This window comes from Photobacterium sp. Hal280, from assembly GCF_037162255.1.
Lineage (GTDB): Bacteria > Pseudomonadota > Gammaproteobacteria > Enterobacterales > Vibrionaceae > Photobacterium.
The window spans coordinates 633757-649816 of the sequence record NZ_JARLUO010000001.1; the positions used below are offsets into that span (position 1 = coordinate 633757).

Here is a 16060-nt window from a genome sequence, read left to right on the forward strand (position 1 = left end):
AACTTGCCACCTGAATTTACGCAAGGAGCAATTATGCTAAACCCCTCAACGGCGAAAGCCGTCATCGACCATGCGCTGTTTCTCGGCGCCGATTTTGCCGAACTTTTCGTCGAGCACCACCAGTCGGGCTCTGTCGAGTTCAATGCCGGTGATGTCGATAAAATCAACGGCGGTATCGATTTTGGTATCGGTATCCGCCTCTTCTTCGGACACAAAGTGCTGTACGGTTACACCAACAGTACTGAAGAAGAAGAACTGAAACGCGTGACCAGCCTGCTGGCCGCCAAAGATAACCGCGCGCAAATCGTACAGGCATCCGCACTGAATTTCAGCCGCCTGACTGACAGACACCCTGTCCGCCAGCCGCTGTCTCAGGACGCCAATCTGGAAGCCAAAATCGCCTTCCTGCGTGCCACCGACAAAGCAGCCCGTGCAGAAAACGACAAAATTGCCCAGTTCATCGGCCGCATTCTGCAGCGTCAGCAGCAGGTGGAAATATTTAACTCCAATGGCCTGCACACCGGTGATATCCGCCACTACACCCGCATTGCTGCGACCGCTGTCGCGCAAGATGGCAGTGAGCAGTCGACAGGCTTTGAAGCACCGGGAGCACTGACCGGCTGGGAATTTAACACCCGCATCGATCCCACCTCGCTGGGCCAGCAAGTGGCAAAACAGGCGATGATCAAGCTGACGGCCGATAACTGCCCGTCGGGCGAAATGCCGGTGATCATCGGAAACGGCTTTGGCGGCGTCATTTTCCACGAAGCCTGCGGACACCTGCTTGAAACCACTTCAGTGGCTAAAAAAGCCTCGGTCTTCCATGACCAGATGGGCGAAATGATTGCCAACCCTGTGGTCAGCGCCGTGGATGACGGCACCATGGAAAATGAATGGGGTTCCATCAATATTGATGATGAAGGCATGCCAACCCAGCGCACTCAGCTGATCAAAGACGGCAAGCTCACCAGCTTTATGGTCGATCAGATGGGCGCCAAGAAAACCGGTTTTGCGCCGACAGGCTCCGGCCGCCGTGAATCTTATAAATTCGCGCCGACCTCCCGCATGCGGAACACCTTCATCGAAGCCGGTGACAGCAGTCTGGATGCCATGATCGCCAGCGTTGAAAAAGGCATTTTCGCCAAGAAAATGGGCGGCGGCTCTGTGCAGCCGGGTACCGGCGAGTTCAACTTCGCCGTGCAGGAAGCCTATTTGATCGAAAACGGCAAAATTACCCGTCCGCTGAAATCAGCCACCCTGATCAGTACCGGGCCGAAAGTGCTGAAAGAAATCAGTATGGTCGGTCAGGACTTCGAACTGGCCGCCGGTATGTGCGGGTCAGTCAGCGGCTCAGTACCAACAACAGTCGGTCAGCCGGCACTGAAAGTAGACAATATTCTGGTGGGAGGTAACTAATGGCGGATCAACAAACCCTGCAACACGCCATGGAACAGGTCCTGGAACTGGCCACCTCAGCCGGTGCCGACGCCGATGTTCTTGCCAGCAGCAGTCATAACCTGTCACTGAAAGCCAACAACGGCGAGCTGGATGAATACAAAGTCACCTCCGGTCAGGTGATTGGCGTGCGCGTTGTCAAAGATGACAAAGTCGCCACCAGCTACTCGGAATCCCTGCATCCGGACAGCCTGAAGCTCATGGTGGAACAGGCGCTGCAAAGCGCGCAGTTCACCAAAGCCGATGCCCATCAGCGGATTCAGGCCAAGAACAGCCGTTTAACCACGGATTCGCCTGAGATTTATCAGCAAGACGATGTCGAGATCGAACAAAAGATCGCACTGTCGCTGGCGCTGGAAAAAGGTGTGATTGAAAAAGGCGCCAAAAGTGCGCCTTACAATGGTTTCGGGGAATCCGACAGCCTGAGCATGCTGGCCAATACCCATGGTGCATTCTGCCAGCATCAGGAGCGTTCCACTTACTGTTACACCTATGCCCTGATTGATCAGGATGGCAAACAAGCCATGCATGGCGGAATGTCATCCGGACGCCGCTTTGCCGAGCTGGATCCGCAATACTGCATCAGTCACGGTGTCGACACCGCGCTGGCACTGCTGGACGGCGGCCCTGTTGCGACCGGCAAATACGCGGTGATCTTCAATCTGAGTGAACTGAGCAGCCTGTTTGGCGCCTTTGGCATGTGTCTGTCCGGTCAGTCAGCCATGAAAGGCATTAACCCGTGGCGCGACGCCCTGCACAAGCAGGTTGCCAGCTCACTGCTGACAGTCAGTGATATGGCCTATGTCAAAGGCGGCTCTGCCATCAAAGCCTTCGACAGCGAAGGTTTTGCCACGCAGGACACAATTTTGATCGGTGAAGGTCAGCTGCAGAGCCTGTTGCACAACAGCCATACCGCCAGCTACTTCGACATTGCCAACACGGCCAATGCTGCCCGCTCAGCCAAAGGGGGCCTGGGTGTTTCTTCCCGCCACTTGGTGATTGCCGAAGGCCAGAGCAATGACGCCGAAGTCACTGCAGGTGAATACCTGGAACTGGTTGAGCTGCAAGGCGTTCACTCAGGTGCAGATGCCATCAGCGGTGACTTTTCTTTCGGCGCCAGTGGCTTTCTGTGTCGCGACGGCAAACGCATCCAGCCGGTACGCGGCATCACAGTTGCCGGTAACTTTTACCAGATGATCAAAGCGATTGATGCGGTCGGTAATCAACTGGAAAATGACTACGAGCGTGATTTCTTCGCACCCAAAATTCGTTTCAGCGGATTGAGTATTGCGGGTAAATAATCAGACTGGCTGAAACCTTCGCCTGATCAAAAAGACCTCATCAAATTGATGAGGTCTTTTTGATGCGTAACCCGCTTTCCTGCTTTTCTCAAAGCCAGTGCTTACCTGGCCCAGTTTTACCTGACCCAGAGTTTACCTGACATATAGCGGGGCTGTACTTCAGACCATGCGGGCCACCAGACTGACCGCAGCGAAAAACATAATGATCCCAGCCCCTTTAAACAGCCAGGCCTGTGCCCGAGCGCTGGCGAGGAAACGCCGGATTTTCAGCGCACCAAAAATGAATATCGCACCGACGCAAGCAAGAACCAGTATGGTCAGCGGCACCAACAGCAGTCCCCAGGTTTGGAACGACACCGTATCCAGGGTGATCACGAGCGGCAGAATGGCCAGATAGAAAGCGATGGTTTTCGGGTTCCCCAGAGTGATCGTTAAGCCGGAAAACCAGGCTGCCGCCAACTCCCGTTTGTTCGTCCGTTGATCGATGTTGATAGCTTCCGGATGATGATTCCAAAATTGCCAGGATAACCACGCCAGATAGAGGGAGGCACACCAACTGACTGCAGTGAACAAGCCGCCGTAGCTGTGGGCGATGACTGCAAGGCCAAAGACGGCAAAAGACAGGTAAATTAAATCCCCCAGAATTAACCCGCTGAGCATAGTGAACCCGGTCACCGCGCCACCACGTACGCTGTGCGCAACCAAGGCTGTCATGCCGGGGCCAGGAATCGCTGCTGCCAGCATCAACGCTGACATATATGCCAGGATTTGCGTTGTTTCTAACATGAAAATATCCCTTTCAATCAATTCTCTTTGTCTTGATACCGTTTCAAAGATCAGCAGATGTCTGCAAAAAACTGTGTGACTCACGACGCCAGCAAACCGCCTCTCAGCCAGTTCATGCACACAGAGTGAAACAGTATGCATTTTATAATCAGAAATGTGTTACCTATATCGCTTCACATTCAGGCTTAAAAAGGTAGAGTCTTGCTCAATACCCACCTTATGAGAAAGAAATTGGCAGGCTCAATGCTGAATCAGACAGATATTAAAATCCTGACCCTTTTGCAGGACGATGCGCGTATCACCAATCAGGCACTGGCAGATAAAATCGGGCTGTCGTCTTCTCCCTGCTGGCGCAAAGTCCGTAAGCTGGAAGAGGATGACATCATTCAGGGGTACAGGGCCGTTCTGGACCGGAGGAAAATTGGCCTGGGCGTGATGGTATTCGTTCGGGTGGCCATTGACAGTCACAGCGAAGCAGAAGCCAGAAAGTTTGAGGAAGAGGTAACCGCACTGGACGATGTCGTTGCCTGTTACAGCATTGGGGGCGATGCCGACTTTCTGATCCAGGTGGTTTCCCGCGATCTCGATTCTTATGCCGACTTCGCGATGTCAACCATACGGCGTTTACCTGGCATCAAAGAAATGCAGAGTATGTTTGTACTGAAAGAGATCAAGCCATTCACCGCATTTCCAATTAAAAATTCTGAAAAAGTAAAAGGATAGACACTGTTTAACTGTCGGTTTGCGTTTCTGACCGCTGTTTTTTCATTCAACAGACAGGAAAAACAGAGAGATATTTGAAGTAAGCCGCAAAAATATCTGAACTAAATAGAAATCAAGTTGCATATCATTCATTGTGCTCAGTGTTTCTCGTTTATTGTTCTTTATTTTTTATAAAGTTTCCAATAACGCTCTGGTTAATTGAAATTAAATCAAAATAATCCACTGAAATGGGGTGATAAATGGAAAGCTTGCTCTCTCTGTTCTTTTCGGCTTATCTGGTCCTTGGAATGGCGGCAACACTGTATACCATCGGTTTCTTTTTTGTATCCGGTTTAACCCTCTTCGATCAGGGTAAAAAACGACCGATGCCCTTTCGCTTTCAGTGCAGCTATGTCTTTGTCATGTTCCTGATGATGCCAGTGTTTTATCTGATCTTTATCCAAGAGATTCTGTCACTGCCGCGACACTATCAGGCACTAAAACACACAGCAGCAAAATCGTAAATTTCTTCAGGCTGATCCTGTCATTCAGCCTGACTCATCTTGAGTACATGTTGAGCGCATAGCAGAGGCTGTTAGTTTACGACGCGCCGTACACTTTTTCGTACCACCAGTGTCGGATCCAACCGCACCACTTGCGGCTCGGAGATTTCTTTATTGATGCGTTTGAGCAAAGTCTCGACAGCGGCCTGCCCTAATCGGTATTTCGGTTGGTGAATCGTGGTCAGCGATGGGGTCATAAATTTTGCGATATGGATGTCATCGTATCCGATGAGCGAGAGATCCTCCGGGATCCGAATCCCTTTTTCATGGGCGGCATTGATGACCCCCATCGCCATCATATCGTTACAGACAAAAATCGCGCTGGGCAACGAACCGCTTGCAAAAATCTTGTTGAAAGCCTGGTAACCGCCTTCACATTCAAAATCAGACTCCACAATCCAATCATGATGAAACGCCAGTCCGGCTTCATTCATCGCCCGTTTAAAGCCTTCATAACGGATCTGCGCCTGATGCTTCATCAAAGGGCCGGTGATACAGCCGATCTCCTGGTGTCCGCAATCAATCAGGTATCGTGCGGCCAGATAACCGCCCTGGTAAGAATTGTCCTGAATTTTATCACTGGTAAAGGACATTGGGCCCCAGTCCATCACCACCACTGGAATATCAGGATAGCGGTCAAAAACGTCTATCTGCTCACCTTCCAGTGTCGAACACATCAACAAGAGCCCATCGACCCGCTTTTGCAGCAGTGTATCAATGGAGGCTTTCATGCGCTCACTGTCCCCTTCGGTGTTACACAGAATAAGGTTATAGCCTTTCTGATAACAGCTGCGTTCCACCCCTTTGACCACTTCACCGAAAAATGGGTTGGTGGAGGTTGTCACCAGCATGCCGATGGTCTGGGTGCGATTGACTTTGAGACTGCGGGCCAGCGCAGAAGGCGCATAGTTGAGTTCTTTCGCAGCCCGGTTCACGCGTTCTGCGATTTCGTCGCTGACAAAGCGGGATTTGTTAATTACATGGCTCACAGTTGAAGTCGACACGCCTGCCAGTCTTGCAATATCTTTCATCGTGGCCATGTATTTTTCCTGTGTGATTAATCAATGATGGCGAAACGCTCCGCCAGAAACGCATCCACTTCCGCACGCGTTGGAATGGACGTCTGGGCACCAAAGCGGGTGACAGAGATAGCAGCAGCGGCATGTGCAAACCGAATGGCTGATTCTAAAGACATATTTTCCAATAAACCAGTCACCAGCGCACCGTTAAAGGTATCACCGGCCGCTGTGGTATCCACGGCATCCACGCTGTACCCGGGGATGAGTTGCCCGCGACCATTCTGGCTCAGCCAGACACCTTTCGCACCAAGGGTAATCAGCACAATTTCAATGCCCTTGCGGTGCAATACGTCCGCCGCTAGCTGAGCAGACGAATTATCCGTGACCGTCACGCCGGTCAGCACTTCAGCTTCTGTCTCATTTGGGGTGATCACATCGACACACGACAGCAGGCTGTCGGGTATTTCCCGGGCAGGTGCCGGATTGAGGATCACATTCGTCTGGTGCGTTTTCGCTTCCTGAGCTGCGCTGACTATGCCGTCTAAAGGGGTTTCCAGCTGCATCAGCAGGAAATGCGCCTGACGAATCTGTTCCAAATCAGGTTCGATGCACTCTGCTGTCAACTGCGCATTGGCTTCCGGTGACAGACAAATTGTATTCTCGCCACTGTCAGCCACCTGAATCATCGCAATGCCTGTCGGGCAATCCGGCTGCATTTTTACGCCTGAGATATTGATGCCGTCATGCTGAAAGCTTTCCCGGATCTGAATGCCGAATGCATCATCACCGACGCAGGCAATAAAACCGATATCCGCATTCAGCCGCGCCGCCGCAACCGCCTGATTAGCACCTTTCCCGCCGGGGATCACCTGATAATCACGGCCATGCAGCGTTTCACCCGGACGGGGAAAAGCAGGCACCCGCAGGACATGATCCGCATTCACACTGCCTAAAACCACTAATTTATTCATCACGTTATCCTGGCCAACATTCATCCACTAAAACTCTTGTAACGTCCCTCCCCCTTTTCAAGGGGGAGGCTAGGAGGGGGTTATCGGGCACACAATCCAAACCTGTGCACATTTCACGAACCCCACCCTCACCCTCCCCTTGCCAAGGGGAGGGAATATTCCTGATGTTTACTGCTTCACAACCACTTTCAGTGGTACAGGGATGTATTTTTCTACCGGTTCGCCTTTCAGCACCTTGACTGCGGTTTCTACACCCAGGGCACCAATCTGATCCGGTTGCTGAGCGATAGTCGCTGCCAGTTTGCCACGCTTCACAGCAGCAATACCGTCGTCGGTGCCGTCAAAGCCAACCAGCATCACTTGCTTGCCAGACGCCTGAACGGCGCGCAGCGCACCCAGTGCCATTTCGTCATTCTGTGCAAACACCGCCTGCACATCCGGGTTGGCTGCCAGCAGGTTTTCCATCACGTTCAGGCCTTTAGTGCGATCGAAATCAGCAGGCTGACTGGCCAGCAGTTCCATCTGACTGCCCTTCACCGCTTTCATGAAACCTTCGCCACGCTCGCGCGCCGCCGAGGTGCCGGCAATGCCTTCCAACTGAATCACTTTGGCTTTCTCACCGATTTTTTCCATGATGTACTTGCCTGCCATTTCACCACCGGCAACGTTGTCGGACGCGATATGGCTGACTACCTCACCCCGGCTTGCGCCGCGGTCCAGCGTCAGTACCGGGATCTCAGAACGGTTTGCCATGCGGATCGCATTCGATACGGCATCCGAATCCGTCGGGTTGATCAGAATCGCCTTCACACCGCGAACCGTCAGATCTTCAACATTCGACAGCTCTTTACTCGGGTCATTTTGCGAATCCAGCACGATCAGGTCATAACCCAGTTCTTTTGCTTTGGATTCTGCACCATCTTTCATCGTCACGAAGAAAGGGTTGTTCAGCGTGGACACCACAATCGCCAGTGTGTCCTGCGCCTGTGCAGACACAGAAACGGTGGAAGTCAGCAGTGCAGCAGAGATTAACGTTGCCAGTTTTTTCATTGTTATGATCCTTTGTGTAGGGGGAGCCGGTACACGTCATCCGGCTCTCTTTTCATGGGTAAATCCAGAGGATTTACTTGTTTTTGTTGTCCACCAGCACGGCCAGCAAAATCACAACTGCTTTGGCAATCATCTGGTAGTAAGAAGAGACATCGAGCAAATTCAGAGCGTTGTTCAGGAAACCGATGATCAGCGCACCAATCAGGGTGCCCATGATGCGGCCCTTACCACCCATCAGGCTGGTGCCGCCCAGTACCACAGCGGCAATGGCATCCAGTTCGTATCCCATACCCGCCGTCGGTTGCGCCGAAGACAGACGCGAGGTGACAATGATGCCCGCCAGTGCCGCCAGCAGACCGCAAATCGCATACACGCCGATTTTGACGCGATCCACATTGATCCCGGACAGACGCGTGGCCGACTCATTCCCGCCCAGCGCGTACACATAGCGGCCAAAGCGGGTGTGATTGAGCAGGTACCAGGCTGCAGCAAACACCACCACCATCAGCCAGACCGGCACAGGGATACCAAGCACATAACCGGTGCCGAACCAGGCAAATGCATCCGCAGTATCGGTGAAGCCGGTCGAGATCGGACGACCATCGGTGTACACCATGGTCACACCGCGCAGCAGGGTCATCGTGACCAGCGTGGCGATAAAGGCCTGCACTTTGCCCTTGGCAATGATGATGCCGCTAATCGCACCAAGTGCCGCACCGGCAAACAAGGCCGTGGGCACCGCAATCAGAACCGGCACTTCCAGCGCGATCAGGCTGGCCGCAAAGGCACCGCACAGTGCCAGTACAGAGCCGACACTCAGATCAATACCCGCAGTGAGAATGACCAGTGTCATCCCGACAGCAATGATGGCGTTCACGGATGTCTGACGCAGAATATTGAGAATATTATCTACCGTGAAAAAATTGGGGTTCAGGAAAGACACCACAGCAATCAGTAACAGCAGGGCAATCAGCGATTTTTGCTCAATCAGCCAGGCTTTGCTGAACCACTTTCTCGCGCTGGCGTCGGTTGGATGATTTAACGTTTTGGTATTCATGCCGCTTCCCCGTTGATGGTTTTGCCGACAGCACAGGCCAGCAGTTTTTCCTGATCCGCATTTTTTGCGTCAAACTCGCCGCTGATGCGACCCTCGTGCATCACCAGAATACGATCACTCATACCCAGCACTTCCGGCATTTCAGACGACACCAGAATGATGCTCATGCCTTCGGCTTTAAATTGATTGATCAGTTGGTAGATTTCTTTCTTAGCGCCAACATCCACACCGCGGGTCGGTTCATCGAGGATCAGTACTTTCGGTTTAGTCATCAGCCCTTTAGCAATCGCCACTTTTTGCTGATTCCCACCGGACAGGTTGCCGATGATCTGATCGCGCCCCGGCGTTTTGATGTTGAACAGGCGGATAAAATCGTCCACCGCCATCACTTCATCGCCGTGCCTGATTTGTAACCCCTTGCTCAGCTTATCCAGGGTGCACAGCGACATGTTTTCTTTCACTGAGAGCCCGAGCACCAGGCCATCGCCTTTGCGATCTTCCGAGATATAAGCAATGCCATTGAGCAGTCCATCCTGCGGACTGACCGGGTTGATGGTTTTGCCGTTCAGGTTGATCACCCCGCGTTCGCTGGGCAGAGCACCGTATATCACCTTAACCAGCTCAGTCCGGCCTGCGCCCATCAGCCCGGAGATCCCCAGAATCTCACCGCGCTTGAGGGTAAAACTCACGTCCTCAATACCGGAACCGGTCAGGCCAATCACTTCCAGACAGGTCTCGCCGTGCTGCACCGCAATGCGCGGATACTGCTCTTCCAGTTTGCGGCCGACCATCATTTCTATCAGCTCGTCTTCTGTGGTTTCAGCCACCGCACATTCGCCGATAAACTTGCCGTCGCGCAATACGGTAATGTCATCGCAGATTTCAAAGATTTCTTTCAAACGATGTGAAATGTAAACGATCCCGCAGCCCTGTTCGCGAAGCTCGCCAATCACCTGAAACAACGAGGCCGTTTCGGTATCGGTCAGAGCATCTGTCGGCTCATCCATAATGATGACTTTCGACTCGAACGACAGTGCCTTGGCGATTTCCACCATTTGCTGCTCACCCAGACTGAGTTCGCCAAGCAAGGTTTTGGCACTGTGTTTCACATTCAGGCGGGCCAGCAGCTGATCGGCCTGATCGTACATCCGGCGCCACTGAATCTGTCCCAGCGGTCCGGTAGGCTCACGCCCCAGAAAAATGTTTTCGGCAATGGTCAGCTCAGCGATCAGGTTCAATTCCTGATGAATAATGCTGATGCCGGCCTGCTGGGAATCCCGTGGTCCCTGAAAAGTGGCGGGCTGCCCCTGATAGTGAATACTGCCGGCGTCTTTGCTGTAGATACCGGTCAGCACTTTCATCAGGGTCGATTTTCCGGCACCGTTTTCCCCCATCAGCGCCATTACCCGCCCCGGATACACATTCAGGCTGGCTTTATCCAGCGCTTTCACGCCCGGAAAGGCTTTTTCAATCTCACTTAACTGTAAAATGGCCTGCGTCATCACCCGTCCTCCTCAGAACACTACGCCAGCCTGAAAAATCACGTTCGCATAGGGCGTACACTCCCCGGTCCGGATCACCGCCCGGCTTTGATGCGTGCGTGCTTTAAAGGCCTCGTGCGACAGATAAGACACGGTAATTTCACGGCCACTGCGCATCTGCTCTTCATGCAGCGTCTCTATCATTGCCTGGTGCAGTGCAGGACTGACCTGCCGGAATTCTTCCGCCATCACCACACCTTCAATGTGCGATTCAGACAAGAAGGTACGAACGGTTGCAATAAAACCGGGCACACCATGTGTCAGAGCCAGGTCGATCCGCTGAACCGACTCCGGCACAGGGAGCCCTGCGTCGCAGATGGTCACTTCATCGGTATGTCCCAAAGTCGCGACCAGATAGGACAACTCGGCGTGCAGTAGGGTACTTTTTTTCATTCTTCAACACCTTGGTTGGCAATCACTGGCTTTACGTCATGAAAGAGCCAGAAAAATCTTCTAACGTCGTTAAAAAATCGGTTATCTACCCTGAATCGGGCAGTGATGTGTTTTCTGTTTCCTGTCTTTTTTATGATTGGGAAAACCCATCGAAACGTTTCGATGAATTCTAATCAAGTTTGATTTCTTTGCAGCAGGCGAAAAGATGAACTGTGACTAGGATCGTCAGAACTATCAGTAGGAGACACTAAAAAGGTGATCTATGTCGTGATCAGGTGAGGCAGAGATGGCAAGAAACAGCAAAACGCAGAGGCATCCGCTGTCTCTGTGCGTCTGAAGACCCGATATCAGGCATGATCAGCACAGTATTCAGCGGGGGACTCGGGGACTTTTCCGCAGGTTGCTCATTCGGTGACTGCGGCGGATATCTTGTTCAGCCGATGGCCGAATACGGATCGAGCAGGTAGTACACAGAGACGGAAGCCGAACCAAGCTCAGGTTCAAGATAATTTTGCACGCTTTCTATCGAATCCGCCTCCCAGATACAGCGGCAGCAATGATCGTCTTTATCCAATAGCGCCGTTTGTAAACGCAGGCCCGCAGGGGATGCCCCAGCGCCGGGCCGGCTTTTTGCGAAAACGTGTCCAGATCGGTGATCTTGTGTTCTGTCGCAATAAACATGAAAGACTCCTTATTCGCCCTCCTTCTGATTATAGAAGCGGAATCAGGTGTCTTTCGTTTCATTCGAAGTTATAGCTCAGATCAGGCGTTGGCGGGCAATCCCTTACGTGCTTCTATCGCTTCAATAGTTTCGCGGAGCTGAGGAGAAATTTTCGCTTTGCTGTTGTTTCTGAAATCAAACATCACAACCTGAGCTGTACCACGGGTCGTGACCGCGCCCATTTTCTGACTGAAAATTTCGTACTCCATGGTAAAACGATCTTCTTCAATTTTGGTGACGCGGGAGCCGACCAGCAAAGTATCAGGATACGTGACCGGCAGGCGATACCGGGCGCTGGTATCACTCAGTACCGGGCCGACACCGGTATCTTTGATATCATCCATCAGCGCTGCTTCTTTGAAGTAATCCAGACGGGCGGTTTCGAAGTAACGAAAATAAACCACATTATTGACGTGATTCAGGGCGTCCATCTCCCCCCAGGCGACCGGAATTTCAGTCACCACAGGGTACTGTTGAAGAATTGCGTCCATGTTGGCTCCTCAAAGGCAAAAAACGTTTTGTTAGAGCATTTAATCTAACCGTTTTGCAACATAACAACAACATCGAACCACAGAAATGAGAAGTAGACAATGACGCATCTCTGATCACACCGGTTAGCGCGACAGCTCTGCTCCCTCCCCTTGGCAAGGGGAGGGAAAGAGAATCATGCGGGACTGTTCAGAACGCCGTGTTCACAATCAGAGAAAATCCATGCCGTAGAGAATGTCGCCACAGTGCCGGCATCTGAACTTGTAGACCGCCGGGTTACCGCCTTTTTCATAGGTATCCAGGATGTCCTGCCATAAATTTGCTTTGAGCATGTGACGGCTCAGAAATGCCTGCAGCGCCTGTCCGCTTAAAGCTTTCAGCTCATCATGCTCAGCAAAGCCATGGAATTCACAGGCATCGCCACAGTGATCAAGCCAGACTTCCTGACGCCAGGACTGATAGCCAGGCGTGCGCTGGCAAACTTCAGCAATGACTTCCCGCTTCAGGCCAGCGCCGTCCAGCGGAAAATCATCAGAATACGAGGCTTTGAATTCTCTGGCTGCCGAGCCATCAGCGATGCACCATGGACACAGCCATTCAACATCGCGCTGGGAATAAATACTGCCGCTGTACAGATAACCACGCGCCTCGCCACAGCAATCGCACACTTTCATGCTTTTCACTACAGCACCAGTCGCCAGCGGATCAGGGTGATAGGTGAATTTCGGAAGAGTCACTATTTGTATTCCTTTGTCTTAACCGATGGCTTTGTAGCCATTCTTGTCATACACACCAAAGTGAAGAGCCACTCTGGCATCAATCTTATGCGGCAAGATCAGGTTAAGATTTAGCGATAAAGTGAGGTTCAGGCCTTGCGAAGCGCTAATTCCGAAGCACGATCACTTTTTAAACAACCCAGCAGGAAAGCCCTGAGCGCCGAGATGGACAAGCTTTCACCAGTTATGACAACGCTGTGCAAATTTCCGGCTCAAGACACGCACAACGCCCTTTTTCATGCCGCGTGCCCCGGATTTTCCGGTATCCTACCCCGCTCATTCATCACTCTATTTTGGGGCTGTAAGCCCTGCCGGCATTAAAACACGATTATGGTTTCAGACAACGCTCTACCCGGGACAGGCACTGTTCGTTTTCCGAAAGGCCGGTTCGCCATGTGGACGGTATACAGCTTTACCAGCGCTTCCATTCTGGCTTCCATCATTTTTTCACTGCTGCTGTTTTTGTCTATCGACGACAATCCGGTGATGCAGATCCTCTTTGGCGGTCTGGCGGTTATTTTCGAACTGGGTAAATTCTTCGCCTGGTATGAATTTGGCGAACGCCGTGCCAGACGCAGCTATACAGGGGCTGCCTGCGCGTTTGCTTTTTACTCGGTGCTGGCGGCGATCTCCATCGGCGGTTCAGTCGGAGGGATTCAAAGTGCAACCAATCAGGCGCAGAGTCATGTCACTGTGCAGCAAAGCAAAATCAATGCGTATAACATGCAGATTGAGGCCATTGAAAAGCAGATTGATCTGAACAATGAGGCGGCGCAGAAATACATCAGGATGGAGCGCATCGCCACCGGCGTCACCCGGATTCAGCGGGAGAACAGCAAGCTGCGCGAGCAGCAGCAAGCACTGGCGATGGAGCGGGACAACCTGCCTGTGGTCAGCCAGGGCTCAGTACTGGGTTTGATTGACGGTCTGGCCAAAACCCTGAAAGTCAGCAATGAAGCTGCACAACTTGGGCTGGTGATCTTTCTCTCTGTGCTGCTGGATTTCTTTGCCGCATTCTTTGTCGGCCTGATCGGTGAAGAGCTGCGTTTTCGTCAGCAATTTAACCAGCGCCATGCCATTTACGTTTCAGACACGACCGTCAGGAAATCTGCCGCCGGCCCTCACCCGGCAAAGCCAGAAACCCCGGAAAGTGGCGATGCGGACACGGCCAGTATGGCCACGCTGGCCATTGACGCTGCCCGTGAATCTCAGTCGGCAAGTGCCGATGAAGCGGCCCCGCTGTCGCCCTATGATCGTGTGGTGCAAGCCCTGGCGTCTGATGCCGTCAGTTGCTCAAAGCGGGCCATTATACGGGCGCTGAAGCTCTCGGCGGATGACGTCGATGCCGTATTCCACCGCATGATGGATGAAGGTCTGGTCAGTAAGAAGCCGAACCATCATTTCCAGTGGCACGGGCTGCAGGCTCAGACGGACACTGAAGGCCAGCAGGCCTGATGTTAGAGACCCTCGGATAAACAGCAAAGCGTTTAACCCCCACAGCATCAGACAACATCGCGGGCGCCCAGGCGCCCGCTTTCTGTTTCGCGGCCATGTTCGCGACCATGTTTACGACTCTGCTTCGCTACACAGAGCTGCGCCACACAGACCATCGCGACTCGGAATGGTCACCGGCGATCAGCTAAGGTTGTTGAAAGAACGCCTCAAACAGAAACGGTTCATCAAAATGGCGCTTGCCGATAAACGCGGTGGCATGATGGCCCAGCTGACGTTGTGTTCCCGGCGATTTCACCCCGAGCGGCCAGAGATAAAACCGCTCTGCCCGCACACTGGCCGGTAACATGCCCTGCGGGTTGAACAGGCTTTTATTCTGACTTGGGGCGGCAGGCAGACTGCGTAACTGATCGTAAGGCTGTAGGGTCAATGAACGTGCGCGGACGTCATGCCCGAGCCATTGCACATCTTTCACCATATGTTCACCAGCGGATAAGGTCACTCCTAGCTTGTCTGCCTGATGCCCGGCATAAATTTGCAGCGTAACAGGCCATTCCGCTTTATGGTCCGGCGGCGAAAAAGTGAGTGCCGGTGACAGGGCAAACACCATGTGATAACAGCCGCAATGGTGAATACTGTCCAGAATGTAAGGCTGGCCGTCAGTATCAAGCGTGAGGCGGATCAGAACCCCATCAAACTGACCCGCATACGGGTCAAACCCTGAACGTGCTGTACGGTTGGCAAACCACAAAGTGTAGTTCAGTTGCATCAGGGTCTGACCATAAAAACGGGTATAGCTGATATGGGTATACAGGGTCGGCTTTTGAGAAACGACACCAGGCTGACTGGCCGTCACATACTTCACCTGACCGGGAAAATCATCCCGCGAGCGGGTTTCAACCTCAAACACCGGCGCATAATAGTGAAGCAGACGCTGCTGCTGCCCTGCACTTAACTGCGGCCATGACAGTGCTGACTGCTCTCTTGCCCGGCGAAACCAGGCCTGTATCTGCGAGCGGTTCAGCGATGGCCTGTCATCAGACGCGTAGTGGATCGCATAACCCTCAACAGGCTGGATAAAGTGGCTGATCAGACGCCGCTTTTCTTTATCCATTGAGGGTCTGGCAAAATGTTGTGTGACCGGGTACAGCCCCAGTACCCGTTGCCAGGTAGCGTAGCCGGATGGCAACTGAGGCGGCGCAGCGAGCAACGCAGACCACAGAGCGGGCTGAGACAAGCTGCGGCTCGCCAATTGTGTCGCGCACTGATCGAGCTGGCTTAATCTATAAGCGGTGTTGTCCGGCAGATTCTGATATTCGGCCTGCCGCTGAACGGCGGCCTGATGTGACACGTAGTCCAGCCATTGGCGCTTGCTGTCGCGGCCCGTCAGCTCAAATAACCAGGACAGGCTGAACCGATCAAAAGCCAGGTGCGGAAATCTCGGATCCCAGGCCAGCTGCGCATCCTGTACACCCTGTTGCTGAACCGTGCGCTTAAAGCTGGTGAGCAGATCGACACAACCGCCCTGCGATTGCGTGTAGATTTGCTGCTGGGCCGGAATCGAATCCGGAATTGGCTCGGGCACCGTTGCGCAGGCAGTCACCCATAAGCAAACCAGCAGTGTCAGCAAACGCACCATATCCCTTTCTCCTGATGATCCCGGTGCAGGTAGAAAACGGCACCCGGTTCCTGTAAGTGAAGCAGATAAACGCCAAGCCGGATGCCCGAACCCGTTTTCAGACAAACGAAAAAAGCCCGCACCTGGCCGTGCGGGCTTGTTCATA

At 52.8% G+C, this 16060-nt stretch carries 16 protein-coding genes; 5 read left to right on the forward strand and 11 right to left on the reverse strand.

Translation table 11 applies throughout. The features are described 5' to 3' along the window. Window positions 1–33 precede the first annotated feature (33 nt). Complete coding sequence (locus P4S53_RS03195) at window positions 34–1416, forward strand: TldD/PmbA family protein (protein WP_337111347.1); 1383 nt, start codon at window positions 34–36, stop codon at window positions 1414–1416. Further along, entirely contained in the window at window positions 1416–2756 is a 1341-nt protein-coding gene (locus P4S53_RS03200; RefSeq protein WP_337111348.1) for a TldD/PmbA family protein, read from the forward strand. The genes P4S53_RS03195 and P4S53_RS03200 overlap by 1 nt, the downstream gene beginning before the upstream one ends. A gap of 159 nt (window positions 2757–2915) precedes the next feature. Here P4S53_RS03200 and P4S53_RS03205 read toward each other — a convergent pair whose 3' ends face one another. After that, on the reverse strand, window positions 2916–3542 hold the full coding sequence (locus tag P4S53_RS03205; RefSeq protein WP_337111349.1) for a LysE family translocator: 627 nt from the start codon (window positions 3540–3542) through the stop codon (window positions 2916–2918). Between the two features lie 243 nt (window positions 3543–3785). Here P4S53_RS03205 and P4S53_RS03210 point away from each other — a divergent pair, with 243 nt between their 5' ends. Together P4S53_RS03210 and P4S53_RS03215 are read left to right on the forward strand one after the other, a co-directional pair. Next, a complete protein-coding gene (locus tag P4S53_RS03210) occupies window positions 3786–4265 on the forward strand; it encodes an Lrp/AsnC family transcriptional regulator (protein WP_337111350.1) in 480 nt (159 codons plus the stop codon). A 239-nt stretch (window positions 4266–4504) separates the two neighbouring features. Further along, window positions 4505–4768, forward strand: coding sequence for a hypothetical protein (locus P4S53_RS03215; protein WP_337111351.1), 264 nt, complete (start codon window positions 4505–4507; stop codon window positions 4766–4768). A gap of 71 nt (window positions 4769–4839) precedes the next feature. Here P4S53_RS03215 and P4S53_RS03220 read toward each other — a convergent pair whose 3' ends face one another. From P4S53_RS03220 to P4S53_RS03260, 9 genes are all read right to left on the reverse strand, one after another. Next, complete coding sequence (locus P4S53_RS03220; RefSeq protein ID WP_337111352.1) at window positions 4840–5847, reverse strand: substrate-binding domain-containing protein; 1008 nt, start codon at window positions 5845–5847, stop codon at window positions 4840–4842. Between the two features lie 17 nt (window positions 5848–5864). Then, window positions 5865–6797 (reverse strand): ribokinase, encoded by a 933-nt coding sequence (rbsK, locus tag P4S53_RS03225; RefSeq protein ID WP_337111353.1) that lies wholly within the window; start codon window positions 6795–6797, stop codon window positions 5865–5867. Window positions 6798–6965: 168 nt separating this feature from the next. Then, the gene (rbsB, locus tag P4S53_RS03230; protein WP_337111354.1) at window positions 6966–7847 is read right to left on the reverse strand and encodes a ribose ABC transporter substrate-binding protein RbsB; all 882 of its coding nucleotides are present in this window, start codon (window positions 7845–7847) and stop codon (window positions 6966–6968) included. Between the two features lie 73 nt (window positions 7848–7920). Then, window positions 7921–8904 carry a ribose ABC transporter permease gene (gene rbsC, locus P4S53_RS03235; protein ID WP_337111355.1) on the reverse strand — a complete coding sequence of 328 codons (984 nt, stop codon included), beginning with the start codon at window positions 8902–8904 and terminating at the stop codon, window positions 7921–7923. Then, entirely contained in the window at window positions 8901–10406 is a 1506-nt protein-coding gene (gene rbsA / locus P4S53_RS03240) for a ribose ABC transporter ATP-binding protein RbsA (protein WP_337111356.1), read from the reverse strand. Before rbsA ends, rbsC begins: the two co-directional genes overlap by 4 nt. Window positions 10407–10418: 12 nt before the next feature. Then, window positions 10419–10838, reverse strand: a complete 420-nt coding sequence (gene rbsD, locus P4S53_RS03245) for a D-ribose pyranase (RefSeq protein ID WP_337111357.1) — start codon at window positions 10836–10838, stop codon at window positions 10419–10421. Window positions 10839–11360: 522 nt separating this feature from the next. Further along, a complete protein-coding gene (locus P4S53_RS03250; RefSeq protein ID WP_337111358.1) occupies window positions 11361–11519 on the reverse strand; it encodes a hypothetical protein in 159 nt (52 codons plus the stop codon). 81 nt (window positions 11520–11600) lie between these two features. Continuing rightward, window positions 11601–12050: an acyl-CoA thioesterase gene (locus tag P4S53_RS03255; protein WP_337111359.1), complete on the reverse strand. Its 450-nt coding sequence runs from the start codon at window positions 12048–12050 to the stop codon at window positions 11601–11603. 207 nt (window positions 12051–12257) lie between these two features. Then, entirely contained in the window at window positions 12258–12785 is a 528-nt protein-coding gene (locus P4S53_RS03260; RefSeq protein WP_120512311.1) for a CbrC family protein, read from the reverse strand. Between the two features lie 432 nt (window positions 12786–13217). On the opposite strand from P4S53_RS03260, the gene P4S53_RS03265 reads away from it, so the two are divergent. Beyond that, on the forward strand, window positions 13218–14279 hold the full coding sequence (locus P4S53_RS03265) for a bZIP transcription factor (RefSeq protein WP_337112051.1): 1062 nt from the start codon (window positions 13218–13220) through the stop codon (window positions 14277–14279). 184 nt (window positions 14280–14463) lie between these two features. Here P4S53_RS03265 and P4S53_RS03270 read toward each other — a convergent pair whose 3' ends face one another. Continuing rightward, the gene (locus P4S53_RS03270; RefSeq protein WP_337111360.1) at window positions 14464–15915 is read right to left on the reverse strand and encodes a hypothetical protein; all 1452 of its coding nucleotides are present in this window, start codon (window positions 15913–15915) and stop codon (window positions 14464–14466) included. Between the last annotated feature and the right edge of the window lie 145 nt (window positions 15916–16060).

What these genes read in the sequence shown, in the direction of transcription:
- P4S53_RS03265 (WP_337112051.1), top strand. Translation starts at nt 13,218, where the DNA reads ATGTGGACGGTATACAGCTTTACCAGCGCTTCCATTCTGGCTTCCATC.
- rbsD (WP_337111357.1), bottom strand. Translation starts at nt 10,838, where the DNA reads ATGAAAAAAAGTACCCTACTGCACGCCGAGTTGTCCTATCTGGTCGCG.
- P4S53_RS03220 (WP_337111352.1), bottom strand. Translation starts at nt 5,847, where the DNA reads ATGGCCACGATGAAAGATATTGCAAGACTGGCAGGCGTGTCGACTTCA.
- P4S53_RS03210 (WP_337111350.1), top strand. Translation starts at nt 3,786, where the DNA reads ATGCTGAATCAGACAGATATTAAAATCCTGACCCTTTTGCAGGACGAT.
- P4S53_RS03270 (WP_337111360.1), bottom strand. Translation starts at nt 15,915, where the DNA reads ATGGTGCGTTTGCTGACACTGCTGGTTTGCTTATGGGTGACTGCCTGC.
- P4S53_RS03250 (WP_337111358.1), bottom strand. Translation starts at nt 11,519, where the DNA reads ATGTTTATTGCGACAGAACACAAGATCACCGATCTGGACACGTTTTCG.
- P4S53_RS03255 (WP_337111359.1), bottom strand. Translation starts at nt 12,050, where the DNA reads ATGGACGCAATTCTTCAACAGTACCCTGTGGTGACTGAAATTCCGGTC.
- rbsB (WP_337111354.1), bottom strand. Translation starts at nt 7,847, where the DNA reads ATGAAAAAACTGGCAACGTTAATCTCTGCTGCACTGCTGACTTCCACC.
- rbsK (WP_337111353.1), bottom strand. Translation starts at nt 6,797, where the DNA reads ATGAATAAATTAGTGGTTTTAGGCAGTGTGAATGCGGATCATGTCCTG.
- P4S53_RS03215 (WP_337111351.1), top strand. Translation starts at nt 4,505, where the DNA reads ATGGAAAGCTTGCTCTCTCTGTTCTTTTCGGCTTATCTGGTCCTTGGA.
- rbsA (WP_337111356.1), bottom strand. Translation starts at nt 10,406, where the DNA reads ATGACGCAGGCCATTTTACAGTTAAGTGAGATTGAAAAAGCCTTTCCG.
- P4S53_RS03205 (WP_337111349.1), bottom strand. Translation starts at nt 3,542, where the DNA reads ATGTTAGAAACAACGCAAATCCTGGCATATATGTCAGCGTTGATGCTG.
- P4S53_RS03195 (WP_337111347.1), top strand. Translation starts at nt 34, where the DNA reads ATGCTAAACCCCTCAACGGCGAAAGCCGTCATCGACCATGCGCTGTTT.
- P4S53_RS03200 (WP_337111348.1), top strand. Translation starts at nt 1,416, where the DNA reads ATGGCGGATCAACAAACCCTGCAACACGCCATGGAACAGGTCCTGGAA.
- rbsC (WP_337111355.1), bottom strand. Translation starts at nt 8,904, where the DNA reads ATGAATACCAAAACGTTAAATCATCCAACCGACGCCAGCGCGAGAAAG.